We start from the raw sequence: 23,909 nt of genomic DNA on the forward strand, positions 1-23,909 counted from the left end.
CAGTCGGGTAGGCCGGGGAGCTTGCGCCCCCGGCCCCCCTCAGATCCGGACGTGCGGGACTACCGCATCCGGCTCCTCGTCACGGTCGCTGAGGACGTAGTTTCGATGCGTAACTGATGGCTGGGGCCAGTGGGAACCGAGCCAGAAGCTTGTTCATGCGATCCCAGGTCATGCGGGCCCGCTGGGACCTCCGGTTGAGCCATCCACGCCACCTTCGCCCAACTTCATAGCGGAAGTGCGCCAGGGCCCTGGAGTTCCCCGTGATCCCGTAATACCTGAAGTGACCGACCAGTTTCTGGTTGATCGTCCGCCATTGCTCACGCACCGGGAGGTGGCGGTGTTTGGCCATCCACTCCCCGATCTTCGTGAGCGCCCGACTCATCCGGCTCTTCGCGGTCTTCCGCTTCACCACCCACCGGCCGTTCTTGGCCGTGGCCCAGTAGTGGGTGAATCCCAGGAAGTCGAAGTGGCCTGGTCCCCCATTGGGGTCCCTGGGCTCCCTCGGCTTCCAGAACTCCACCAGCCGGGTCTTATCCGGGTGGATCGTCAGGCCATACCGCTCGAACCGCTTGGGCAGGACTTCCATAACCCGCTTGGCATCCTCCTCCTGGGCAAAGCCCATCACGAAGTCGTCCGCGTAGCGCACCAGGAAGGCCCGACCCCGGAGTCGGGGCTTGACCTCCCTTTCAAACCACACGTCCAGCACCTCGTGGAGGTAGATGTTGGCGAGCATCGGACTGACCACCCCGCCCTGGGGCGAGCCGGTTTCCGGGTGCGTGATGCATCCTTTCTCCAGCACGCCCGCGTTGAGCCATTTGCCGATCAGGCGCCTCAGAACGCCGTCCTTCATCCGCAGGTCAAGGATTTCCCGCAGCTTCCCGTGGTCCAAAGTATCGAAATACTTACGGATATCCACGTCAAGCACCCAGCCTCCCCCCATGTCCATCAACCCCTGCCAAATCGCCTCCAGCGCCATGTGCGCGGAGCGCCCGGGCCTGAACCCGTAGGAGCAGTCCAGGAAGTCCTGCTCATAGAGCGGTTCCATCACCATCACCACGGCCCTTTGCAGGACCTTGTCTTCGAAGGCGGGAATGCCCAGGGGGCGTTGGCTGCCATCCCCTTTCGGGATGTAGGTTCTCCGGACTGGAGGGGCCTTGTAGGTGTCGCCGTTCTTAGCCCGGTTCAGGAGGCTCTGGAGGTTGGACTCCAGGTTTTCCCCGTATTCCTTGCCCGTCACGCCGTCCACCCCGGTCGCCCCATCCTTGCGGGTGCGCCCGAAGGCTTCCTTCATCCAGTCCAGGTCCATGTGGTAGGCCAAGGAGGTGAAAGCCACCTCCGGGTGGATCCTGGCCAGTTCTGCGATCCGTTGTTGTTTCGTGGAGACGCTGTTGGATGTCATTGCACCCATTATCTTTCCCTTCAACGGTTCCGTGATCCGGCAGCTCCTTGGCTCCAGCGGGTCCCGGCGGCCCGGTTCCCCGCGATCATCGCTACTATGAGCTGCTCCGACTTCCGGCCACCCCTCCCGCGCTCCTTCGTTTCCTTCAGTTTGCGGTACCGCCCTGTGCCGGCTGTTCGCTCCCGCCGGGGGCGGCACCCCCCGGCGAGCCTGGGTTCGTTTTACGTGGCTTCCCTCACCACTGGGTTGTTGGCGGAGATGGCTGGATCTCCCAGGTTCCTGGGGAACCCCTGTGCACGTGCCCTGCTCTATGACCCCGGTGGGACCCTACGGTCAGGCCCTTGCGACCTTCGGGTGCTGTCTTCCGATCGGAGAACGGCGTCGACTCCCACGGTTGGATGCTTTCGGGGCTCCATCACACGGCCCATGCACTCCCTGTCTACGCTTCACGAGGTCGGTCGCCCTTCCCCACGCAAGACTCGGTTCCGGCTGCTGGCCAGCTTTGCCGGGCGGGGCTTGCTGCCTCCCCGCTGGGCTCCATTGCGAGGTTTCAGTCTGTCTTAGGTCATCCATCCTCCTCGCCCAGGCTTGGCCTGGCGCACTCCCCGTTCATCGCCGGCAAATTCATTCGCATGATTTGCCGGCGATGAACGGGGATGGACGGGGAAAATAAAATGGATAAAAGAAAGCCATCCTTGCAGGCTATGAATCCTTGTCCAGCCTGGGGAACACGAGGCCCGCCAGGGCGGCCCCGGCCAGCGGAGCCACCCAGAACAGCCACAGTTGCCCCAGGGCCCAGCCCCCGTCCGCGAAGAAGGCCACCCCGGTGCTCCGGGCGGGGTTCACGCTGGTGTTGGTCACGGGGATGCTCACCAGGTGGATGAGGGTCAGGCACAGGCCGATGGCGATGGGGGCGAACCCGGCGGGCGCCTTGCGGGACGTGGCGCCGAGGATCACGAACAGGAAGAAGAAGGTCATCACGACCTCCGTGAGGAAGGCCGAGCCCAGCGAATACTGCCCGGGGCTGTGGAGGCCGTACCCGTTGCTGGCGAACCCGCCGGCCTGGAACAGGGGCTTGCCGGAGGCGATGAGGAAGAGCACCCCGCCCGCGAGGACCGCGCCCGCAACCTGCGCGGCCCAGTAGGGGGCGACGTCCTTCCACGCGAAGCGCCCGCCCACGGCCAGCCCCAGGGTCACGGCCGGGTTCAGGTGGCAGCCCGAGATGGGGCCCACGGCGTAGGCCATGGTGAGGACGGTGAGCCCGAAGGCCAGGCTCACGCCGTGCAGGCCGATGCCCACGCCGGGGAAGGCCGCGGCCAGCACGGCGCTGCCGCAGCCGCCCAGCACCAGCCAGAAGGTTCCGAAGACTTCCGCGGACAAACGATGGGTCAGTGGCACGGGCACCTCCTCATGGAAAATTCCCCTGCATTCTACAAGCCGTGCCCCTGAGTTCCAGGTAAAAGTGCCCCTTCCGGCTTCGCGGGGCCCCGCCCTTCAGACCGCTCCCTCCGCCATGCACTTCACGCGGGGCACCACCTTCAGGGTCGAGAGGTCCAGGCGGTAGAGATCGCTGATGGTCACCTCGGCCATGGTGTGGTCGAGGGTGGCCTTGGCGTCGCACCAGGCGACGTGCAGCGGGCAGGGCTTCCCCTTGCTCAGGCAGTCGGTGAAGCCCATGACGCAGACGGTGGTGGTGTCCATGGTGTTCAGGATGGCCACCACCTCGCCCACCGTGATGGAGGCCGCGGGGCGGGCCAGCCGGAAGCCGCCGTGGGGCCCCCGCATGGACTCCAGGATGCCGCCGTGGGCCAGGGTCTGGAGGACCTTGGCCAGGTAGGGCCCGGGGAGTTCCACGCGGCCCGCGAGCTCCTTGGCCAGGAGGTAGGACCCGTCCTCGGGCAGCGCGGAAAGCGCGCGCAGGGCATAGCCGGTCGCCATGGAATACAACATCGCCTGTCCCTCGATCCCCTGAGGTTACCTGAAATCTAGCCCAGGTGGCAGGACAGGCAGTTGGCCCGTCCCGGGTGGGGATTGCGCCTCATTCCGGGATGGACCTCCCGGCCATGGCAGGCCAGGCAGTTCTCCCGCATCGCCACGGCGTGGGGCAGCGCGGGCGGGGCGCCCGGGTAGGCCCTGGCGCCCCTCGCTCGGGAGGCCGGCTCGCCCTTGAACGCGTTGGCGCGGAAGGGGGCCGCGGCGCCGGAGGGCACGTGGCAGGACTGGCACCAGCCGCCGGCCTTGTGGGGCACGGCGGGCACGCCGCCGCTGATCTCCCTGGCGTGGCAGCCGGTGCAGGATGCGTCCTTGTGGAGGGCGTGGGGGATGACCGGCGGAGCGTAGGCGTGGAGGCGCTCCGGGGCCCTGGCGGGGAGGACCGGGGCCAGCCCGGCCAGAAGCAGGGACAGCGCCAGGGTTCTCATGCCTTCTCCACCTTGCAGGCGCACTTCTTGTAGTCCGGCTCGGCGCTGATGGGGCAGATGCTGTCCTGGGTGACGGCGTTGATGAGCTGGGACTCGTCGAAGAACGACGTGTAGACGGTGCCCCTGGGCACCTGGCCCCGGGCCTCGAAGCGGCACGGCAGCGTGACGCTGCCCCGTCGGGAGGTGACCTTCACGAGGCCGCCGTCGGCTACGCCGACGGCCTTGGCGTCCTCGGGGTGGATCTCCAGGAAGCCCTTGGGCTGGGCCCTGTTCAGCTGGGGGACGCGCCGGGTCATGGTGCCGGTGTGCCAGTGCTCCAGCATGCGGCCGGTGGTGAACCACAGCGGGTACTCGGCGTCCGGGACCTCCGCGGGGCCTTCCCAGGGGCGCAGCCACACCACGGCCCTGCCGCCGTCGGCCTTGTTCTTGTAGAACGAGATGCCTTCCCCGGCCTTCACGTAGGGATCCTCCCCCTCCACGTAGCGGCGGGCGGTCTCCTTCCCCTTCACCACGGGCCAGCGCAGGCCCCGGTTCGCCTTGAGCTCCTCGTAGGTGCCGATGTCCTTGCCGGTGCCCACCGTGAACTGCCGGTATTCCTCGTAGAGGTCCTTCACGTAGGTGGCCCGGTCCCTGGGGAAGAGGTCGCCCATGCCCATGCGGCGGGCCACTTCGACGATCTGCCAGTCGTCGGGGAGGCAGCCCTTGGGGGGCTCGGCCAGCTGGTCCCAGTGCTGGGTGCGCCGGTCGCTGTTGCCGAAGAAGCCCTCCCGCTCGACCCACATGGCGCTGGGGAGCACCACGTCGGCGAACCCGGTGGTCTCCGTGGGATAGACGTCGGACACCACGATGAACCGCCCGTCCTTGCGGGCCCCCTTTCGGAAGCGGTCCACGTTGGGCAGGCTCACGAAGGGGTTGGTGACCTGGATCCACATGCAGGTGACGTCGCCCCGGTCCAGGGCCCGGAACATCTCCACCGTATGGTAGCCGGGCTTGGGGTTGATGCGCTCCACCGGCACCTTCCAGATCTTCGCCGCGATGGCCCGGTGCTCGGGGTTCATGACCACCATGTCGGCCGGGAGCCGGTGGGCGAGGTCGCCCACTTCCCGCACGGTTCCGCAGGCGCTGGGCTGGCCCGTGACGGAGTAGGCCGTGGAGCCGGGCTTGCAGATCTTGCCGGTGAGGAGGTGGAGGTTGTAGATGAGGTTGTTCATCCAGGTGCCCCGGCTGTGCTGGTTCACGCCCATGCACCACACCGACATCACCTTGAGCTTCGGGTCGGCGAAATACCCCGCCAGCTGCTCCAGGGCGGCCACGGAAAGGCCGCTGAGCCTGGCCACGTGCTCGGGCGTGTAGGTCTCCAGGAAGGCCGCGTACTCCTCGAAGGTGACCTTCTTCGCCTCGTCCGCGAACCTGGACTTGTCGGCCAGGCCGTAGCCGATCTGTTCCTTGCCCCGCTTGAAGACCACGTGCTTTTCCACGAAGGCCTTGTCCACGGCGCCCTTCTTCAGGAGCAGGTGCGCGATGCCGTTGGCGATGGCCAGGTCGCTCTGGGGGGCCATGAGCAGGTGCGTGTCGGCAAAGTCGGACGTGGGAGTCCGCCGCGTCGCCAGGTCCACGATGCGCTTGGCGGGGTTGGCGCCCTTGCTCTCCAGCACCTGGCCGAAGAGCACCGGGTGGGCCTCGGCCATGTTGTTGCCCCACATGATCAGCACGTCGCAAAGGGCCAGGTCCTCGAAGCAGCCCATGGGCTCGTCGCTGCCGAAGGTGCTCATGAACCCCGTGACGGCGCTGGCCATGCACAGCCGGGCGTTGGCCTCCACGTTGTTGCTCCCCATGCCGGCCCGGAACCACTTGGTGGCCGCGTAGCCGTCGGTGATCATCCACTGGCCGCTGCCGTAGATGGCCACGGCCTCGGGGCCCTTGGCGGCGAGGGTCTCCTTGAATCTGCGGGCCACCAGGTCCAGGGCCTCGTCCCAGGTGGCCTTCACCAGCCTCCCGTTCTTCCGGATCAGGGGCGAGGTGAGCCGGTCGCCGCCGGTGAGGATGCCCGGGAGGCTGTAGCCCTTGGCGCACAGGAGGCCCTTGCTTCCCGGGTGCTGGTCGTCGCCCTTCACGGCGACCACCCTGCCCTGCCGGCTTCCCACCAGTACGCCGCAGCCCACGCCGCAGAAGCGGCAGGGGGCCTTGGCCCAGGCGATGCCGGGCCCCTTGGGGGCCCCCTTGGCCACCGCGGCGGCGGCCAGGGGAGAGGAAGCCAGGGTCGCGGCGGTGGCGCAGAGGCCACCCTCGCGAAGGAAATCGCGTCGGGTCAGGGGCTTGGACATGGGTGTCTCCGGGGCCTTACTTCTTGGCGAGCTTGGTCTTTTCCCGCAGGTCGCGCAGGGCGAGCTGGCCCTGGCGGGCGAAGTCGATGGCCTCGCCGAGGATGCGGGCCACTTCCTGGGGCGCGTGGAAGCCCATGGAGTTCTCGGCGTTGACGAAGTCCGTGCGCCACTGGGCCTTGCGCTGCAGCTCGAAGATGTCGCCCAGGGCGGTCTCGGGGATGCCGTCGTTCTTGGCCTTCTCCAGGTCGTTGATGAGCGCCACCACGGCGTCCTCGGCGCGGAGCATCAGGGTGTGGGTCTTGTCCTGGATGGCCTCGACGCGGGCCTTGAGCTCGGCCTCGGGGAAGCGGTGGCAGGTCTGGCAGGCGCGGGAGATGTTGAGCAGGGGGCTGCGCACCTGGTGGTCGCTGATCTTCAGGGCGCCTTCACGCACGTAGGGCATGTGGCAGTCGGCGCAGGACACGCCGGACCGGGCGTGGACGCCCTGGCTCCACATCTCGAACTCGGGGTGCTGGGCCTTGAGGACCTCGGCGCCGGTGCGCTTGTGCTTCCAGTCGAAGAACCGGTGCCCGTCGGAGAACTTGTAGTCGGAGTAGGTGGCCTCGATCTGCTCGACCTTCAGGCCCTTGTTCCAGGGGAAGAAGAGGGTGGTCTTGGGGCCGCAGTAGTATTCCACGTGGCACTGGCCGCAGACCATGGAGCGCATCTCCTGGCGGGAGGCGTCCTTGTTGGCGTCGTAGTTCCGGGAACGGTCGCCCTTGCGCCAGGTCTCGATGGAGGGCAGGTGGGGCACCGGCTCGCCGCTCCGGGCCAGGGCGTCGATGCCGTTGATGAAGCCGGGCTTGGTCACGCGCAGGGCCATGGTCTTGGGATCGTGGCAGTCGATGCAGGCCACGGGGTGCTTCACGAGCTTGGTGGCCTCGGCGTAGGGGAGCTTGCCGACGGCCTGGAACCCGGCCTGGAGCTGGGCCTGGGCGTTGGGGCTGTCCAGGGCCTCGTCGAGGCTGCCGGGCGCCCCGGCCTTGATGCCGGCCTCGCGGTAGGGCACGGTGGTCGACGCGTGGCAGTGGAGGCAGGCGCCGGGCTGGGGGCGGTCCGTGACGCGCTTGGTGGCGCGCTGGTCGTCCAGCATGTAGGCGTGGCCCCGGCGCTGGCGGTAGTCCAGGGCGAAGGCGTAGCCGTCGAATATGACGGGCAGGCGCGGGTCCTCGGTGAGCTTGCTGATGGCCAGGGTCTCGCTGCCGCCGCCGCCGTACTTGGTTCCGGAGCGTTCGATGGTGCGCAGGTAGCCGTCATACTGGCGGGGGAAGTTCTTGCCCCAGATCGCGGGATCCACGGACTTCTCGTCCATGTCCACCACGCGCACGCTTGTCTTGGAGGCCTCTGCCTTGTGCTTGGAGATGTTGGCGTTGAGCAGGAGCACGAGGATCGTGCCAGCCGCGGCCGCGGCGGCGATGAGTCCCAGCCTGAAGGCGGGTCGGTTGAACAGGGGCGGCTTGGTCTCGGTCATGGTCAGCCTCGCGGAATCAGGATGGAAGGAAGGGAGGTTCGGGTTTCAGTTGCCATGGCCCACGCCGGGATGGCAGCGGACGCAGCCGAAGAGGTCGGCCCTGCGCGCGGGGTCCGTGGGCACCCCGAGGGTGCCGTGGGCCGTGATGTCGCCCGTGAGGCCCGCGTGGCAGCGCACGCAGTTGGCCTCCAGCACCGCGGCGTTGCCGGGCTTGATCCGGATGGGGTCGGGATAGCCGCCCACGGTGAAGGCCTGGGAGTGGTGCCAGCCGTTGGCGGCCTTCACGTAGAACTTGTGCACGACGTTGTCGTGGGGCAGGTGGCAGTCGTTGCACGTGGCCACCGCGTGGTGGGACCCGTGCAGCCACCCGTCGTAGTTCTCCTGCATGACGTGGCAGTTGGTGCACACCGCCGGCTTGTCGGAGAGGTACGACGTCCCGTTGGCCGCGACGAAGGTGTAGACGCCGGACCCGAAGAACACCCCGAGGAGAATCGGGATGGCCAGACCCAGAACGATGACGGAACTCTTGGCTTTCACGTGGAAATCCTCGGGTGGGTGGGTCGCGTTGGGATCATACCAGGGCCAGGTCCGCCATCGCATCCGATCCGGTGAGTTTCAGCCCGTAGGCGTCCTGGAGCACCTTGAAGACGTTCGGGCTGAGGAAGGCGGGGGCGGCCGGGCCCACGGCGATGTTCCTCACGCCCAGGTGGAGGAGGGTGAGGAGCACGGCCACGGCCTTCTGCTCGAACCATGAGAGGACAATCGTCAGGGGCAGGTCGTTGACGCCGCAGTTGAGGGCGCCGGCCAGGCCGGCGGCGACCTGGATGGCGCCGTACGCGTTGTTGCACTGCCCCATGTCCAGGAGCCGGGGCAGGCCCAGGAGCGTGCCGTAGTCGTGGTCCAGGATGCGGAACTTGCCGCAGCCGAGGGTCAGGATGAACGAGGTGGCCGGCGCGTTCTTCGCGTAGTCGCTGAAGTAGTTGCGCCCGGGTTCCGCCCCGTCGCAGCCGCCGATGACGAAGAACCGGGTCACCTCGCCCTTGGCCACCGCCTCGAGGATGGCGGGCGCCGCGCCCAGGATCACGCTCTGGTGGAAGCCCACGGTCAGGGAAGGCCCGGTGCGCTCCGGCAGCGGTCCCAGGGCCTTGGCCCGGGCGATGACGGAGGCGAAGTCGTCCCCGCGCAGCCGCGTGCCGCCGGGAACGGCCGTGACGCGCGTGGTGAAGACGCGGTCCCGGTAGGATTCGCGGGGCTCCAGGATGCAGTTGGTGGTGGCCAGGATGGCGCCGCCGAAGGCCTCGAACTCGGACTTCTGCAGCTGCCAGGCCCCGCCGTAATGACCGGCCAGGTTGGGGTGGTTCTTCAGGACCGGATACATGTGGGCCGGCAGCATCTCGCCGTGGGTGTACACCAGGACATCCGTGCCCGCCACCTGGGCCAGGAGGTTCTCCAGGTCCACCATGTCGTGGCCGGTGACGAGGATGCCGGGCTGCGGGCGGGTGCCCGTGGCCACGGCGCCCACGGCGGGCTGTCCGTAGCGCTCCACGTGGCCCTCGTCGAGGAGCTGCATGACCCGGAGGTTCTGCTTGCCGCACTCCAGCACCAGCTCCAGGAGGCTGGGCACGTCGAAGTTGACGTTGGTCATCGTGGCGAAGAGGGCCTCCTCCATGAAGGCCGAGACGGCCTCGTCCACCTTGCCCAGGCGCCGGGCGTGGTGGGCGTAGGCGGCCATGCCCTTGAGGCCGTAGAGGAGGGTCTCCTGCAGCGACTGGACGTCCTCGTCCTTGCCGCAGATGCCGAAATCCTCGCAGCCGGTGCCTTTGGCGGCCTGCTCACACTGGTTGCAGAACATGGTGCTCCTCCACGGTTGGATGGGATCAGGGTCCCAGGGGCCGGAACCGGACACCTTGACGGGAATCAAGGATCCGGGCGAATTGAGAAATTTTTCACGATTGATGGTGCAACACTTTTCCCCGGCCGCCCGGATGGGCAGACGTTCCTCCTCGTCCGGCGCCGCCAACCCCGCGGCGGAACCCGGACAGACCCAGCCTAGGACCCTTCAAAATCGGAATGTGAACTCTTTAAACTTTTCTTCAGGCCCCGGCGTGGATGGCCATGACGGCGGCCAGCAGCTCAAGCGCGTCCTTCTTCGGCCGCTGGAAGGCGTTGCGGCCCATGATGCTCCCGAAGCCTCCGCCGGCGGCGATCTCGCGCACCTCGGCGAGCACCTCCTCGGTGCCCTTGGCCTCGCCGCCGGAGAAGATCACGATGCGCCGGCCGTTGAAGGCGGACTGCACCACGTGGCGGATGCGGTCCCGCAGGGTCGCCGACGGGATGGCGTACTTCTCGTAGACCTTCTTGGCCTCGGCCTGTTCCAGGAAATCCTTCGGGGGTTTCACCTTGATGATGTGCGCGCCCATCTGCGCCGCCATCTGCGCGGCGTAGGCCACCACGTCGAGCGCGGTCTCGCCCTCCTTGGAAACGCCCGCGCCCCGGGGATAGGCCCACACCACGGTGGGCAGCCCCACGGCCTTGGCCTCCAGGACCAGTTCGCGCAGGGCCTCGTACTGGGCGTTGCGCTCCCCGCTGCCGGGGTAGATGGTGTAGCCGATGGCGGTGCAGCCCAGGCGCAGCGCGTCCTCCACCGAGCCGGTCACCGCCGAGCAGGGCTCGCCCACCTTGGCCAGGCTGTCGCTGTTGTTGAGCTTGAGGATCAGGGGGATGTCCCCGGCGTAGTCGCCGGCCACGGCCTCCAGGAAGCCCAGGGGCGCCGCGTAGGCGTTGCACCCGGCCTCGATGGCCAGCTCCACGTGGTAGCGCGGGTCGTAGCCGGCGGGGTTGGGGGCGAAGCTGCGGGCGGGGCCGTGCTCGAAGCCCTGGTCCACGGGCAGGATCACGAACTTGCCGGTGCCGGCCAGCTTCCCGGTGTTCATGAGGCGGGCAAGGTTGGCCTTCACGCCCGGGCTATCCGAGCCGTACCACGATAGGATTTCTTTGACGCGAGCGGTCATCTCGTCCTCCGGATTGTGGGATGCCCTATGCTACGCCGGATGCGCGGCCATGAAGTCGGCGATTTCCGACTCCTCGTGCTGGGAGAGGCGGAAATTTGCGGCTCCGGCCACCCCCGCCACCTGGGCGGCGCTGCGCACCCCCACGATGGCCCCGGTGACCTGGGGGCGGCGGAGGCACCAGGCGATGGCGGCCTCCCCCGCGGAGCGTCCGTGGCGGGCCCCGATGGCCCCGAGCAGGTCGGCAAGGGCCAGGTTCCTTGTGAGCCTGGGCTCCTGGAACTGGGCCTTGCCCTTGCGGAAGTCGTCATCGGGCATGGCGGCCACCCGCTCCCGGGTCATCTTGCCGGTGAGCAGGCCGCTCTTCATGGGGCTGTAGACGATCACCCCCACGCCCTCCCGGGCGCACAGCGGCAGGAGTTCCGTCTCCACCTCGGGGGAGATGACGGAATAGGGCGGCTGCAGGGAGGCGACCTCCTCCGGCCAGCCCAGGCGCGCCAGCTGCTGCGGGTTGAAGTTGCACACGCCGGCCCACCGGATCTTGCCCTGGGCCTTGAGGCCCCGGATGGCCTCCCAGGCCTCCTCGATGTCGGGGGACGGGTCGGGCCAGTGGATCTGGTAGAGGTCGAGGGTGTCGACCCCCAGGCGCCGGAGGCTCTCCTCGCACTCGCGCACCACCGACTCGCGCTTCAGGCGCCCCGAGACCTTCCGGTCCTCGTCCCACACCAGGCCGCACTTGGTGAAGACCATGGGGCGGTCCGCCAGCCCCTGGAGAGCCCGGGCCACCACCTCCTCCGAGTGCCCCAGGCCGTACACGGGGGCCGTGTCGATCCAGTTCCAGCCGGCCTCAAGCGCGGCGTGGATGGCCGCGATGGAATCCGCGTCGTCCTGGGGGCCCCAGCCGAAGGCCCAGTTGTTGCCCCCCATGGCCCAGGCGCCCACGCCCAGGGAGGTGATCATCAGGTCGCTCCTGCCCAGCCGCCGCTTTTCCATGGCCCGTCCTCCGGTTTCGCATCCATTATGACCCGCGGGGCCAGAACTGCCCACGAGACTCGTTCTCAGGTAGAATGGAAACCGAGGCGACACCATGTCCCATCTGCCCGAACCCTTCCAGCCCCTGCCCGATTCCGCCCGCCTCTGGCTGGTGGCCCTGGACCCGGCGCCGTCCCCGGAGGCCCGGGCCCGCCTGCAGGAGGGCATGGAGGCCATCCTGGCCCAGTGGCGCCACAAGGGGCACGCCTACCAGGGCGCATTCGCGATGGTGAAGGACCGGATCCTGGCGGTGGCCGAGCCGGAACTGGCCTCGGCCCCCTCGGGCTGCGCCATCGACGGCATGCTGCGCAAGGTGCGCCGGCTGGTGGGCGACCTGGGATTGGCGGAGGTGGACCCCGCGGCCTCCGTGCTGGTGGACGCGGGAGGCCTGCGCGCCGTCCCGAAGGGGGACCTGGAGGCCCGCCTCCAGGACGGGACCCTGGGCCCGGACACCACCGTGCTGGACCTCTCCCTGTACAGCCTGGGCGACCTGCGCTCCGGGAGGCTGGAGACGCCCCTGGCCCGCACCTGGATCGGCCGGAAGTTCAAGGTAGCCTGACGGGTTCCTCCACCACGATCTCGGTGATGAGGGAATTGGCGATCATGCAGCACTCGTGGGAGGCCTCATGGAGTTCCCTCAGCTGCCGGGCCGTGGGCGCCTGTCCCGAGAAGGTGATCTCGGGACGCAGCGCGATGCGCGTCATGGCCACCTTCCCCAGGGGGTTGCGGCCCATGATCCCCACCGCCTCGTCCACGTAGGCGTCCACCACGAAGCCCTTGCCGGCGGCGATGGAGAGGAACCAGAGCATGTGGCAGCTGCTCGCGGCCGCCACCAGGGCCTCTTCGGGGTCCACGTGGGCGGGGTCCGACATGGGCGGCGGCACCACGAGGGGGGAGGAGGAGGCCGGCACCCGGGCACCGCCGTCGAAGACCCACTCGTGGGCCCGGCTGTACCGCGAATCCACGAAGGCCGCCTCACCGCGGTTCCAGGCGATGCGCACCTGATGCTTGCCCATGGGATCCTCCTTCGTGAATTCTTTTATACAAGAACGTTATTGGCAATATAAACAGATTTCGCGTTCGCGGAAGAGGGAAGGACATCAAACTTCCTCCCACCGCATACTTTCACCATGGCACCCCCACAGCGCCCCTCCCTCCTGTCCCCCTGGGACCTCCTGGCCGTGGCCGGGTTCGGGGGCCTTGCCCTCTTCTACGCCTGGATCCTCCCGTCCCTCCCGGACCCCGTGCCCATGCACTTCGACGCCCGCGGGGTCGCCAACGGCTGGACCCCCAAGGCCGCCCTGCCCTGGGTCGTCTTCGGGATCCCCGTGCTGATCTGGGCCTTCACCACCGCCCTGGGCATCCTGCTGGCCCTCTCGCAGAAGGACCCGCTGAAGGCACGGGCCATGGCCATGGCGCCCATGCGGGGCCTGCTGGGCCTGGGCCTGGCGGTGGTGATGGGTTTCGTCCTGCTGGCCCCCGCGCACGGCCCCGGCGTCATCCTGGCCGGCGTCGGGGCCTTCCTGGCCCTGATGGTGGCGGGGATCGCCCTCATGGCCCGGGACTTCGTCCGGCTCAGGCCGGTGGACGCGAGCCTGGCGTTCTACAGGTGGGGGCTCTTCTACGTGAACCCCGACGACGCCCGGATCTGGGTGCCCAAGCCCATCGGCGTGGGGTGGACCCTGAACTTCGCCAAACCCGCGTCCTGGGCCGTCCTGGCCCTGCTGCTGCTGCCGGTGGCCGTGATCATCCTCGTGACGAGGACGCGCTAGCCAGGTCCTGCCCGCAAACCCGGGGACCTTCCGAACAAGGATAAAGTGGCAACTCCCACGAGGACCTATCCCCTTTTATTCCATATATCTGCGTTAATCCCTGTTTCCGCAGGGCCAACGCTGGGGTGGGTCGCAGCAGGTGTCATTGGACGTCCTTGACCTCGAGTTCCAGGGCCCCGGTTCCTTCGCGAGGCTTCATTCCCAGCCTGCGAACTTCGATCCTCCCTTTGCCGGAATTGATGAGAAGGCAGGTAGGAAGTCCAGAGCGTCCTCGTAACCCTTCTCGACGAACCCGTGGCCCAGGGCGTTCGCAATTCGGTGGCGGAAGCCGGTGATCTGCTGGGTGAGGGTGGCCCAGCGATTCACAGCTTTGGGTTTTCCGGCACGCCCTATTCGAACTGCCCCCGGAACGCCTCGAACTCCGCCCTCAGTTGCGCCAACTCCCCCTTCAGCGCGGCCACCTCCGCCTCCAGGGCCGCGGAACGGGACGGCGCGGCGGGTGCCGGCGCGGAGGCGGCGGCCTCGGGAGGGTCGCCCAGGAGGTGGGCGTAGCGGGTCTCCTTCGTCCCGGGCAGCCGCGGGAGTCTGGCCACCAGCGGTTCCTCCGCCTCCAGCATCAGCTCCAGCACCGCCTCCACCTCGGCCAGGTCCGGGAAGGGATACATCCGGGTGCTGCGGTTGCGCAGTTCACCTGGGGTCTGGGGACCGCGCAGCAGGAGCTCGGCGAGGATGGCGCACTCCTGCACGGACAGGCCCCGGGACTCCGCCAGGCGGTGGCTGTACTTCTGCACCCGGCTCCCGGCCGCGCCCACGAACCACACGGCCTGGCCGTCCCGCAGCTCCTGGAGCGCCTCCAGGACGGCGGCCTCGTCCAGGGCCATCACCGGATCGCGGTTGGTGCTCTGGTTGCAGGCGTTCACCAGGGCATTGAGCGTCAGGGGGTAGTAGTCGGGCGTGGAGAGGTGCTTCTCCATCAGGCAGCCCAGGACGCGCTGCTCCGTTGCGGTAAGGCGATGCTCGGCCATCGGCGGTCTCCTTCCCGCCATCTTCTCATGGAGGGGCCATGGACAGGCTCTGTCGCATACCTCCACCCGCCCCCGGCCCGCCATTTCCCGCGGGCGCGGACCCGGGTGGGTTAGTATCAACGGATGGGCCCCAATGGAGATGGGATGGACGAGCTAGTCTGGTCGGAAGACCTGAACACGGGGATCGACCAGATCGACCAGGAACACAAGGGCCTCTTCGCCATCTACGCCGAACTCCACGCGGGGATCCGCTCGGGGGCCTCCCCGGCCCAGCTTTACGCCATCCTCTTCAAACTCACGACCCACGCCGAGGCGCACTTCAAGGCCGAGGAGATCCAGATGCTGGCCGTGGCCTTCCCCGGCTTCAGGCCGCACCAGGAAAAGCATGTCCAGCTGCTGACCGAGGTGGGCCTCCTGACGCTGCAGTTCGGCGACCCGGCCCTGGAAGCCCCGCGCAGGCTCCTGGAGATCCTGCGCCCCTGGCTCCTGGACCACCTTCTCAACGACGACCTCGCCTTCGCGGACTGGGTCAGGGCTTCCCGCCAGGCAGGGTGTTGACCACCGCGGTGTCCTCGGCGTACTGGGCCTCGGCCTTGCGCAAGGTGATGCCCCGGGCGTGGCCGACGATGGAGGCCAGGTCCGCGCGCACGGCCTGGAGCCCCTGGGGCGCGGCCGCGGGCGGGTCCAGCGGGGCGGTGGACGCCATGACCTTCACCATCTCCACGCCGAAGGGCTCCTGCACCTCCAGGTTGAAGCTGTCGTCGTCCGGGGGGATCTGGTAGAGGCGGTCCCGCTGGATGCGGGCGTCGGGGTGGTAGGCGTTGGGGAAGACCACCACGTTGGTGCCGTCCACCTGGTGGTAGAGCACCTTCACGTAGCAGTCCATGTTCGCCTTGAGGAACAGGTGGAGCCGGTCCCCCTTGCGGTAGATGCCGCCGTCGCCCCGGTCCAGGGCCAGCTTCACCTTCAGGCTGGAGGCCTGGACCCTGGCGTCGCAGATGGCCAGGGTCTTCCGGGCGTCCTCGAGGTTGTCCGGGGCCGGCTTCAGTCCGGCCTTGGCCAGGAGGGCCGCGGGGATCCCGAAGGAGGCCGCCGCCAGTTCCTCGCCGGAGGCGGCCGTCACCCGCAGGCTGAGCCTCACCTCCTCGCCCAGGTCGAAGCAGGTGCCGCGCACCACCGCCTGGGAGCGCAGCGTCTCGGCGTAGTCGGCGCCCAGGTTCCCCTGGCGGATGGCCTCGGCGGCCGCGGTCTTGTCCACGATCTTCACCTGGCCGCAGGCCACCAGTTCGGCCCCCAGCGCCTGTTCCAGGTAGGCCGAAAGGCTCCCGCAGAAGGGGGTGTCGGCGTAGGTGATGCGATCCATGAGCACCCGGGTCCCCCGGGGCAGCCCGCCCCCCAGGTCCAGGGCGGCCGTGGCCACGAGGCCGTCCAGGCCCTTGCGGGCCGCCAGCGCCTTGCGCAGCTCCCGGTCGATGTCCGCCCCGGGGGGGCAGGACACCGGCGTGGCCGCCCCGCCCAGCACGGCCCGCACCAGCAGGGACTCCTCCAGGCCCTCGCGCAGCTGGCGCGCCCGCAGGAGCCCCGGGACGTCGCCGCCGGTCCGGGACCGCTCGAAGGCGCCGGCGCACTCCCGGGCCTGCCGGTCCACCTTGTCCCCCAGGAGCTGGAGGGCCCGGGGCTTGTCCAGCACGGCCAGGGCGTGGGTGACCCTGGACGCGGGATCGGCCCACGCCAGGAGGGTGTCCAGCCCGTCCAGCTCGACGTCGGCGCGGGTGCGCACGAGGTTCTGGGCGAACCGGGTCATGTGCTGGTCCTGCTGGGTGACCCTGCTGGTGAAGTCGGAGGTGACCCGGGTGCGGATGGAGGCCGCCAGGGCCTCGCGCGCCATGGCCAGGGCCTGGGAGCGCTGCTGGGCCTCGGACCCGCCCGGGCTGGAGAGGCCGTAGCCGGTGAGGTACCGGGCCGCGGGGTAGGCCTCGGGATCGACGCCGCCCTTCTGCACCCAGGCAGGGGGGGCCGCCGCGAGGCCCAGGGAGAGGAACAGGACTGCCGCGGATCGGAGCATGGGAACTCCCGGGAGGAACGGTGCGGATTCCGGAACGGAGGATCGATCCTACCACTATACTTTGTTCGCGACAGGAGCCCCCCATGCCCGATGCCCTCGAACCCATCCAGAACGAAGTGCAGGACCATGCCGGAGACAGCCGGTTCAACGGGTTCATCGCCCTCTTCGTGGCCGTGGTGGCCACCTTCATGGCCCTGTGCAACGTCAAGGACGGCAACGTCGTCCAGGCCATGCAGCAGTCCCAGGCCCGCGCCGTGGACCAGTGGGCCTACTACCAGAGCAAGAGCACCAAGCAGCACATCGCCGAGAATTCCGCCGACCTCCTCCGCGCCGTCCTGGAGTCCGCCCCCGCCATGCGGCCCGAGGCCAAGGCGCGCGTGGAGGCCCGCATCGCCGCCCAGGAGGCCGCCGCGAAGAAGGCCGATGCGGAGAAGACCCAGATCAGGGCCGAAGCGGAACAGGCCGCCAGGGACTACGATGCCATGAACGTCCACGACGACCAGTTCGACCTGGCGGAGGCGTGCCTGAGCGTGGGCATCGCGCTGGCGGGCGTCACGGCCCTCACCCGGAAGCGGTGGCTCTTCAGGGTGGCCATCGTCTTCGCGGGCCTGGGCTTCCTGTTCGGGCTGGCCGGGTTCCTGCACTGGAACCTGCACTCGGACTTCATGGCCAAGGTGCTCGGCTAGAGGGTGCCTGGACAGGCGCCTAGACGTCCTGCAGATCCCCGTCGAAGTAGGCCTCGTAGGCCGCCAGGTCCAGCATGCCGTGTCCCGACATGTTGAACACGATGACCTTCTTCCTTCCTTCCTCCCTGGCGGCCATGGCCTCCCGGATCGCGGCGGCGATGGCGTGGCCGGACTCGGGGGCGGGGAGCAGGCCTTCCGTCCTGGCGAAGGTGGCCGAGGCGTTGAAGGCTTCGCGCTGCTTGACGGCGGTGGCCTCGATGAGGCCCAGCTTCAGGGCGTGGCTGACGGTGGGGGCCATGCCGTGGTACCGGAGGCCGCCGGCGTGGATGCTGGGGGGCATGAAGTCCGAGCCCAGGGTGTACATCATCATCAGGGGCGTCATTTTCGCCATGTCCCCGAAGTCGTAGCGCAGCTCGCCCCGGGTCAGGGTCGGGCAGGCCGAGGGCTCCACGGCGACGATGCGGGTGGGGCGCTTGTCCCGGATCTTCTGCTGGAGGAAGGGGAAGGCGATGCCCGCGAAGTTGATGCCGCCGCCGGCGCAGCCGATGACGATGTCGGGGTACTCCCCGGCCAGTTCCATCTGGGCGATGGCCTCCTGCCCGATGACGGTCTGGTGGAGGCACACGTGGTTCAGCACGCTGCCCAGGGAGTACTTGGTCCCGGGGGTGGTGACGGTGGCCTCGATGGCCTCGCTGATGGCGATGCCCAGGCTGCCGGCGCAGTGGGGGTCCTTCTCCAGGATGCTGCGTCCGAAGGCGGTCTGGTCGCTGGGGCTGGAATAGACCTTGGCGTCGTAGGTCTCCATGAGCATCCGCCGGTAGGGCTTCTGGTGGTAGCTCACCTTCACCATCCACACCTTGCAGTCCAGGCCCATGAGCTTGCAGGCGAAAGCCACGCTGGACCCCCACTGCCCCGCCCCGGTCTCGGTGGCGATGTGCTTGACCCCCTCCTGCTTGTTGTACCAGACCTGGGGCACGGCGGTGTTGGGCTTGTGGCTGCCGGCGGGGCTCACGCCCTCGTACTTGTAGTAGATGTGGGCCGGCGTATCCAGGAGCTTCTCCAGCCGCACCGCCCGGAACAGGGGCGTGGGGCGCCAGAGGGCAAGGATCTCCCGCACTTCGTCGGGGATGGCGATGTGGCGCTCGGTGCTGGCCTCCTGGCGCACCAGGGCCTCGGGGAAGATGGCCAGGAGCGCCTCGGGCCCCACGGGTTCCCTCGTCCCCGGGTGGAGCGGGGGGGCCATGGGCTCGGGGAAGTCCGCGGCGATGTTGTACCACTGCCCGGGGATGTCCTTCTGGGTGAGGTCGAAACGGGTCTGCAGCAAGGCACGCACTCCTTCGGGACATCCTGGGGCCGGGTTTGATGACTTGGATCATCATAAACCCAGGAATTAATGTTTCAACCCAGACGGTGTCATGGGCCCGCGGGGTCGGGACGGTCCGCCGGGGGCAGCGCGGACCGGGTCATGACGAGGTCCCGCTGGGGATCCGTCCCCACGACGAAGACGTGCTCCCCCACCGCCTCGAACCCCCATTTCCGGTAGAACGCGATGGCCCGAGGGTTGCGCTCCCACACACCCAGCCACACCTGGTCCGCGCCGCCCGCCTCCGCCAGGGCGATGGCCGTGCCCATGAGGCTCTGGGCCACGCCCCTGCCGTGCCATGCCCGGTCCACGTAGAGGCGCAGGATCTCCCAGGGGCTCGAACCGGGAACGCAGGCCGGGGCGGGTCCCCCCCGCAGCTGGACGAAGCCGCCCAGGCCCCCCTCGTGCTCCCACACCAGGGTGGTGAGCCCCGGATCCCGGATTTCCCGGGCCTGGATCGCCTCGCCGTACGAGGCCCGGCAGTGGAGATCCATGTCACCGGGCGTATTCTCGGCGGCGAAGGCGTCCCGGAAGGCGCGCTCGGCCAGGGCCGCCAGGGGCGCGGCGTCGCGGGGTTCGGCTGGGCGGAGGACGGACATGGCCCCATGGTATCGCGGGGCCGTTCTGGGACAATGTCCCCGGGGGGTCGCCGCATGGTTCCGGAAAAGGTCCAGAAGGTGTTCCACGATCACGGCCTGGAGGCCATCGAGTTCGAGCCGGGCAGCACCCACACCGTGGAGCTGGCCGCGGCCCGCCACGGCGTCGAGCCCGCGCGCATCGCCAAGTCGCTCCTCTTCCGGAACAAGGCCGAGGCCTACACCCTGGTGGTGTGCCCCGGCGACAAGCGGATCCCCTCGGGCACCCTCAAGCGCGTCCTGGGCTCCAAGGTCTCCATGGCCGACGCCGGGGAGACCGAGCGGGTCACCGGCTACCGTCCCGGCGGCGTGTGCCCTTTCGCCCTGGAGGGGGTCGAGATCCTCCTGGACCGCGAGCTGGGCCGGTATGAAACCATCTTCCCCGCCGCGGGCACCGACGCCACCTCCGTGCGCACGACCCTCGAGGCCCTGGCCCGCATCACCGGGGGGCGCGTCGTGGACTTCGTGGACGCCGCCGGCGCGCCGCTCTGATCCCGCGGCCTGGGCCCTGCAAATCTTGGATTTCAATAAGAGATGGTGATGCGCACGAAATGGGAGTCTGCGGCCCCATCCCTTTTCATCCCAAATATCGGCGTTCATCCCGGTTACGCAGGGCCAGCGATGGTCTGGGCCGGTGCGCGCATGACCCGCCTGCGCCGACCCATCCAAGCCCTTGCCCTGCGAAACAGGGACAAACATCGATGTCTGGGATGAAGGTGATGAAACCCGCCAATCTCCGGCGACGAGCCTTGGTGTTGTTACCACATCGAATTCAAATTCATGCCAAGGGCCTACCGGTCCCCATCCCGGGCGAGCACCACGTGCATGGCCTTCGGCGTGGCCACCTGCTCGACGCAGCGGTACCCCAGCACCGGCAGATCCAGGCCGGCCAGCAGCGGCTCCCCGGACCCCAGCAGCACCGGCGAGATGGCCAGGTGAAGCTCATCCACCAGCCCCGCGGCCAGGTACTGCCGGATCGTCGCGGCCCCGCCCCCCAGCCGCACATCCTGCCCCCCGGCGGCCGCGAAGGCCCGCTCCAGCGCCTCGTGGATGCCGCCGGTCACGAAGTGGAAGACCGTCCCCCCGGCCATGGGCAGGGCCTCCCGGGGATGGTGGGTCAGGACGAACACGTCGGTGTGGTAGGGCGGCTCGTCCCCCCACCAGCCCTTCCAGGAACCGTCGGGCCAGGGTCCCCGCACGGGCCCGAACATGTTCCGGCCCAGGATCCACGCCCCGATGCCCCGGAATCCCCGGGCCGCGAAGTCCTCGTCCGGGCCCGGCGTTCCCCCCGGCTGCCCAGTCATGCGCCGGAAGGTCGGGGTGTCCATGAACCACCCGTGCAGGGCCATGCCGCCCACCCCCATCGGCTGGTCCAGGCTCTGGTCCGGCCCGGCGCCGAAACCGTCGATGGACATCGAGAAGCACTGCACCCGCAGCTTCGGCATGGACACCTCCGCCAGGGCCTTCTAGCCTCTGGGCTTCCGGATCTTAAGGTAGTTCTGGAAAAGCCGGAAGGCCCCGATGAAGGAGAAGGCCGCCGCGAAGAAGTAGGCGGTCTTGTCCTTGGCCGTCATGCACACCATGGCGGCGAGGATGCCGGCGTAGACGCACACGGCGCAGAGCCCGAGGTTGACCCAGGGGTAGGCGAAGGGCGATTTCGCCGGCTCGGGGGTGGGGGGGCGTCGGGTGGCCATGCGTGCTCCTGACGTCCAATCTACACTAGTGTAGGCCGCCAGAAGAACAGGTAACACCTTGTCCCCCCCCTTCGCCTCGGGTCCAGTTCAGGGCTTGGTGTTGACGAGTCGCTTGGTGCCCCCGTCCTTGAGGGGCCAGTTATGAAAATTGATCAGCAGGCCCACTTCGAAATTTGCAAATAGTCAGTAAATCGGGTTCGCGGAACCCAGGCCTTCGGCTGGGTCGGTGCGATGACGCGCAACCCGATTTACGGTCTTGAACAAGCCCGGAGCGGCAGGGGCCGGCGCGACTGGGCTGCTATGGGCAAATCGAGCTTGGCAGGCCGCCTGAGGATGGTGGAAACGCCTTGGCCATCGTCTCCCTGACCTTCGATTTCACGCTCTGTTCTGGCCGCGATGGTTCCGCTCCTGTCCATGAGCAGACCCTCTCCAGCCCACCGTGGTGGCAGGTTGCGGCGCGAGAAAGCCTGGTCGTTGTGGGGACGGTCAGCATGGGGCGTCAACTTCGGGAGGTGCCCGGGGGGCGGTGGGATCCAGGCGGACCCGGTGGAGCATGCCGCCGCAGACAGGGCAGGCGCGCATCTCTTGCTCCAGCCATGTCACCGGGGATGGAGTTGCCTTGACCTTGGTCTCGCCCAGGGCCTGCCGGGCCTGGTCCAACAGACCTCCGGGCTGGGCGGCGGCGTAGAGGCCGGCGTGGCGGATTTTTCGGAAGCCCGGGGGGAGGACGTGCTGGACCAGGCGGTGGAGGAATTCCGGCGGCTCCAGGGTCGCGGTGAGGCCGTGCTTGGTGCGAAAGGTCACCTGGTCGTCCGTGACATCCACCAACCGGGAATTGGCGATGCCCACCCGGTGGGTATAGCGCCCGAGGTAATGGAGCACGTGGCCGGACTTGCGGAACGGCTTCTTGACGTAGGCGATCCAGCGCTTCTCTTTCACCTGTGCGATCAACTGGGCGTAGGCGGCCACGGTACGTTCCGGGAACTTGCCCCCATCCCGGGCGGCCCCCAGGGCGGCCAGGACCTTGCCGCGGAACACGTCGCCCAGCATCTTCAGGGGAAACAGGTAGCGGTGCTTGAGCCGGATGAAACGGCCGCCATCCAGGCTCAGGCCGCCGGTGCTGACCAGCGCGTGGACATGGGGGTGGAAGGCCAGTTCCCGGGTCCAGGTATGCAGGATCAGAGTCAGGCCAAAGGTCAGGCCCTTGCGGGTCCTGCCCAGCTCCAGAAGCGTATCGGCCACGGCGCGCAGCATGGCTTGGTAGACCTCGGCCGGGTGGAGCCGGGCCAGAGCCCGCAGTTCAGCCGGCAGGGTGAACACCACGTGGAAGTGGCCAATGGCCAGGATCCGTCGACTGCGCGCGGCGATCCACTTCTCCTGGGCCAGGGCCTGGCACTTCGGGCAGTGCCGGTCCCGGCAGGAGTTGTAGGCGATCCGCTCATAGTCGCCGTGCTCGCAGACCAGCTTGTGGCCGCCGAGGGCGGCGGTGCGGCAACGACTGATCGCGGTCAGCACCTTCTTCTGTCCCGGGGCAAGGTGATGCCTGGCCTCCAGGGCGGGGCGGTGCCTGCGGACGATCTCGCCGATGTCGAACCGGGGCCGGGGCCCCACGCCTCAATCCGGCAGGTCTTCCAACGGGCTGCGGATGGCAGCAACCTGGCTTGGTGCGACCTGGGTGTAGATCTGAGTGGACCGGATGCTGCCGTGGCCCAGGACAACCTGGATCCGGCGCAGGTCCTCCCCGTTCTCCAGCAGATGGGTGGCGAAGGCGTGGCGGAGCATGTGCGGACCCACGATCTTGCCGATGCCGGAGGCGGCTGCCGCGCACAACAGGGCCCGGCGCGCCGTCTCAGGGCAGATGGGGTTGCCCAACTTGGAGGCGAACAACCAGGGTTTCGGCGGCTGCTCGTGCTTGTAGTAGGTCCGCAGCAACCCGTAGAGCTTGCCGTCCATGGGCACCATCCGCTCCTTGCCACCCTTGCCATGGCGGACATGGATGACCTTCTGCATGGCATCAATATCACGGGTTTCCAGCAGGCTGGCCTCATTGATACGCAAGCCGGTGGCATAGATCAGGGTGAAGAACATGCGGTACTTGGCGGTCGTGAACCCGTCCAGGAGCCGCTGGATCTCAGGCCGGCCGAGGATCGAGGGCAGGTGCGCCTTGGCCTTGGGGATGGTGATCCAGGCCACCTTCTCCGGCTGGCCCAGTGTCCTTGAATAGAGAAATTTCAGGGCCGAGTAATGCTGCCCAAGCCGGGACGCCCCGACCGCCTGGCCGCGGAGATGGTCAACCCAGCGCCGAATCGCCTCCTGGCTCGCATCCGGCAGGTCCTGGCCGAGGAACTCCTCGAAACGCCGGGCCGAAGCGACATACAACTCGATGGTTCTTTCCGCCCGGCCCGCCATTCGGAGATCGCCGGAAAATCTGGACAGAGATACACTATCTGCACGCATGCAGTTCCTCCTTGGTTATGGGGACGGTGCTGACACACCGCCATAACCAAGGAGCCTGCTTTTATATACTTCCGCAAGTCCCCCGGTGAGCGACCGGACTGGACGGGCGTTTTTCACCCTGCCGCGAAGCGGCTTCGTTCAAGTGGAGGCAACTATTCAGTTGGGCGAAGTCGGCATCCGAAAACTTCGCAATGGCCTTCGCCTCGACGACCACCTTGTGGTCCACCACGATATCCATGATGTAGGCATTCTCGACGCACAATTCCTTGTAGGTGATGTCGAGGTGAACCTCGCGTAGGGCCTCGTGTCCGGCCAACCTGAGTTCATGGGCGAGGCAAGCCTTGTAGGCATTTTCCAGGAGTCCAGGCCCCAGAACTATCTGCACCCTGATGGCAGCGAGGATGATGGCTTCGGTGATATCTCGATGGGGATAGTTGTCGCCCCAATCTTCGCCCCAATGCCGACCCATGACTTCCTCCTTCGGGTCAGGAGTGCGCTCAATCACGCCGGGACGTTCAG

General features: G+C 68.1%; 25 protein-coding genes. 5 read left to right on the top strand and 20 right to left on the bottom strand.

Annotated elements, in window-relative coordinates; genetic code table 11:
• Window positions 1-79 precede the first annotated feature (79 nt).
• The 10 genes from ltrA to ACZ5MC_RS15415 form a co-directional block, all read right to left on the bottom strand.
• Window positions 80-1,408: a group II intron reverse transcriptase/maturase gene (gene ltrA, locus ACZ5MC_RS15370; RefSeq protein WP_464516197.1), complete on the bottom strand. Its 1,329-nt coding sequence runs from the start codon at window positions 1,406-1,408 to the stop codon at window positions 80-82.
• Between the two features lie 693 nt (window positions 1,409-2,101).
• Window positions 2,102-2,797 (bottom strand): aquaporin Z, encoded by a 696-nt coding sequence (aqpZ, locus tag ACZ5MC_RS15375; protein ID WP_306601381.1) that lies wholly within the window; start codon window positions 2,795-2,797, stop codon window positions 2,102-2,104.
• 96 nt (window positions 2,798-2,893) lie between these two features.
• Entirely contained in the window at window positions 2,894-3,337 is a 444-nt protein-coding gene (locus ACZ5MC_RS15380) for an RrF2 family transcriptional regulator (RefSeq protein ID WP_306601382.1), read from the bottom strand.
• A 47-nt stretch (window positions 3,338-3,384) separates the two neighbouring features.
• Entirely contained in the window at window positions 3,385-3,819 is a 435-nt protein-coding gene (locus tag ACZ5MC_RS15385) for a hypothetical protein (RefSeq protein ID WP_464516198.1), read from the bottom strand.
• Window positions 3,816-6,143, bottom strand: coding sequence for a molybdopterin-dependent oxidoreductase (locus tag ACZ5MC_RS15390; protein ID WP_464516199.1), 2,328 nt, complete (start codon window positions 6,141-6,143; stop codon window positions 3,816-3,818). The genes ACZ5MC_RS15385 and ACZ5MC_RS15390 overlap by 4 nt, the downstream gene beginning before the upstream one ends.
• A gap of 16 nt (window positions 6,144-6,159) precedes the next feature.
• Complete coding sequence (locus tag ACZ5MC_RS15395) at window positions 6,160-7,653, bottom strand: ammonia-forming cytochrome c nitrite reductase subunit c552 (RefSeq protein ID WP_464516200.1); 1,494 nt, start codon at window positions 7,651-7,653, stop codon at window positions 6,160-6,162.
• Between the two features lie 45 nt (window positions 7,654-7,698).
• Entirely contained in the window at window positions 7,699-8,253 is a 555-nt protein-coding gene (gene nrfH / locus ACZ5MC_RS15400; protein WP_464516201.1) for a cytochrome c nitrite reductase small subunit, read from the bottom strand.
• Complete coding sequence (hcp, locus tag ACZ5MC_RS15405) at window positions 8,225-9,505, bottom strand: hydroxylamine reductase (protein ID WP_464516202.1); 1,281 nt, start codon at window positions 9,503-9,505, stop codon at window positions 8,225-8,227. Before hcp ends, nrfH begins: the two co-directional genes overlap by 29 nt.
• Window positions 9,506-9,746: 241 nt before the next feature.
• Window positions 9,747-10,664 (bottom strand): class I fructose-bisphosphate aldolase, encoded by a 918-nt coding sequence (locus ACZ5MC_RS15410; protein WP_306601388.1) that lies wholly within the window; start codon window positions 10,662-10,664, stop codon window positions 9,747-9,749.
• Between the two features lie 30 nt (window positions 10,665-10,694).
• A complete protein-coding gene (locus tag ACZ5MC_RS15415; RefSeq protein ID WP_306601389.1) occupies window positions 10,695-11,654 on the bottom strand; it encodes an aldo/keto reductase in 960 nt (319 codons plus the stop codon).
• 94 nt (window positions 11,655-11,748) lie between these two features.
• Here ACZ5MC_RS15415 and ACZ5MC_RS15420 point away from each other — a divergent pair, with 94 nt between their 5' ends.
• Window positions 11,749-12,252 carry a hypothetical protein gene (locus ACZ5MC_RS15420; RefSeq protein WP_464516203.1) on the top strand — a complete coding sequence of 168 codons (504 nt, stop codon included), beginning with the start codon at window positions 11,749-11,751 and terminating at the stop codon, window positions 12,250-12,252.
• Here the strand turns inward: ACZ5MC_RS15420 and ACZ5MC_RS15425 are convergent.
• Window positions 12,239-12,709, bottom strand: coding sequence for an OsmC family protein (locus ACZ5MC_RS15425; RefSeq protein WP_306601391.1), 471 nt, complete (start codon window positions 12,707-12,709; stop codon window positions 12,239-12,241). The genes ACZ5MC_RS15420 and ACZ5MC_RS15425 overlap by 14 nt on opposite strands.
• 114 nt (window positions 12,710-12,823) lie before the next feature.
• Here ACZ5MC_RS15425 and ACZ5MC_RS15430 point away from each other — a divergent pair, with 114 nt between their 5' ends.
• Window positions 12,824-13,465 (top strand): DUF5808 domain-containing protein, encoded by a 642-nt coding sequence (locus ACZ5MC_RS15430; RefSeq protein WP_306601392.1) that lies wholly within the window; start codon window positions 12,824-12,826, stop codon window positions 13,463-13,465.
• A gap of 389 nt (window positions 13,466-13,854) precedes the next feature.
• Here ACZ5MC_RS15430 and ACZ5MC_RS15435 read toward each other — a convergent pair whose 3' ends face one another.
• Complete coding sequence (locus tag ACZ5MC_RS15435) at window positions 13,855-14,490, bottom strand: YceH family protein (protein WP_306601393.1); 636 nt, start codon at window positions 14,488-14,490, stop codon at window positions 13,855-13,857.
• Between the two features lie 144 nt (window positions 14,491-14,634).
• Here ACZ5MC_RS15435 and ACZ5MC_RS15440 point away from each other — a divergent pair, with 144 nt between their 5' ends.
• Window positions 14,635-15,048: a bacteriohemerythrin gene (locus ACZ5MC_RS15440; protein WP_306601394.1), complete on the top strand. Its 414-nt coding sequence runs from the start codon at window positions 14,635-14,637 to the stop codon at window positions 15,046-15,048.
• Here the strand turns inward: ACZ5MC_RS15440 and ACZ5MC_RS15445 are convergent.
• Window positions 15,020-16,555 carry a DUF4384 domain-containing protein gene (locus tag ACZ5MC_RS15445; RefSeq protein ID WP_464516204.1) on the bottom strand — a complete coding sequence of 512 codons (1,536 nt, stop codon included), beginning with the start codon at window positions 16,553-16,555 and terminating at the stop codon, window positions 15,020-15,022. The genes ACZ5MC_RS15440 and ACZ5MC_RS15445 overlap by 29 nt on opposite strands.
• Before the next feature lie 83 nt (window positions 16,556-16,638).
• Here ACZ5MC_RS15445 and ACZ5MC_RS15450 point away from each other — a divergent pair, with 83 nt between their 5' ends.
• Window positions 16,639-17,241, top strand: a complete 603-nt coding sequence (locus ACZ5MC_RS15450; RefSeq protein ID WP_464516205.1) for a DUF4337 domain-containing protein — start codon at window positions 16,639-16,641, stop codon at window positions 17,239-17,241.
• A 19-nt stretch (window positions 17,242-17,260) separates the two neighbouring features.
• Here the strand turns inward: ACZ5MC_RS15450 and ACZ5MC_RS15455 are convergent, their stop codons facing one another.
• Both ACZ5MC_RS15455 and ACZ5MC_RS15460 read right to left on the bottom strand, forming a co-directional pair.
• Window positions 17,261-18,565: a TrpB-like pyridoxal phosphate-dependent enzyme gene (locus tag ACZ5MC_RS15455; protein ID WP_464516206.1), complete on the bottom strand. Its 1,305-nt coding sequence runs from the start codon at window positions 18,563-18,565 to the stop codon at window positions 17,261-17,263.
• Window positions 18,566-18,654: 89 nt separating this feature from the next.
• Window positions 18,655-19,203 (bottom strand): GNAT family N-acetyltransferase, encoded by a 549-nt coding sequence (locus ACZ5MC_RS15460; protein ID WP_464516207.1) that lies wholly within the window; start codon window positions 19,201-19,203, stop codon window positions 18,655-18,657.
• A 54-nt stretch (window positions 19,204-19,257) separates the two neighbouring features.
• Between ACZ5MC_RS15460 and ACZ5MC_RS15465 the strand changes: the two genes are divergently transcribed.
• A complete protein-coding gene (locus ACZ5MC_RS15465; RefSeq protein WP_464516208.1) occupies window positions 19,258-19,731 on the top strand; it encodes a YbaK/EbsC family protein in 474 nt (157 codons plus the stop codon).
• A gap of 299 nt (window positions 19,732-20,030) precedes the next feature.
• Here ACZ5MC_RS15465 and ACZ5MC_RS15470 read toward each other — a convergent pair whose 3' ends face one another.
• From ACZ5MC_RS15470 to ACZ5MC_RS15490, 5 genes are all read right to left on the bottom strand, one after another.
• Window positions 20,031-20,684: a dihydrofolate reductase family protein gene (locus ACZ5MC_RS15470; RefSeq protein ID WP_306601400.1), complete on the bottom strand. Its 654-nt coding sequence runs from the start codon at window positions 20,682-20,684 to the stop codon at window positions 20,031-20,033.
• Between the two features lie 21 nt (window positions 20,685-20,705).
• On the bottom strand, window positions 20,706-20,933 hold the full coding sequence (locus tag ACZ5MC_RS15475) for a hypothetical protein (protein WP_306601401.1): 228 nt from the start codon (window positions 20,931-20,933) through the stop codon (window positions 20,706-20,708).
• Between the two features lie 486 nt (window positions 20,934-21,419).
• Window positions 21,420-22,544 (bottom strand): IS91 family transposase, encoded by a 1,125-nt coding sequence (locus ACZ5MC_RS15480; RefSeq protein WP_464516209.1) that lies wholly within the window; start codon window positions 22,542-22,544, stop codon window positions 21,420-21,422.
• A gap of 3 nt (window positions 22,545-22,547) precedes the next feature.
• Window positions 22,548-23,390: a tyrosine-type recombinase/integrase gene (locus ACZ5MC_RS15485; protein WP_306598614.1), complete on the bottom strand. Its 843-nt coding sequence runs from the start codon at window positions 23,388-23,390 to the stop codon at window positions 22,548-22,550.
• Between the two features lie 61 nt (window positions 23,391-23,451).
• Window positions 23,452-23,859: a GxxExxY protein gene (locus ACZ5MC_RS15490; protein WP_464516210.1), complete on the bottom strand. Its 408-nt coding sequence runs from the start codon at window positions 23,857-23,859 to the stop codon at window positions 23,452-23,454.
• Window positions 23,860-23,909: the final 50 nt, after the last annotated feature.

Source organism: Mesoterricola sp. JemC181 (genome assembly GCF_055384585.1).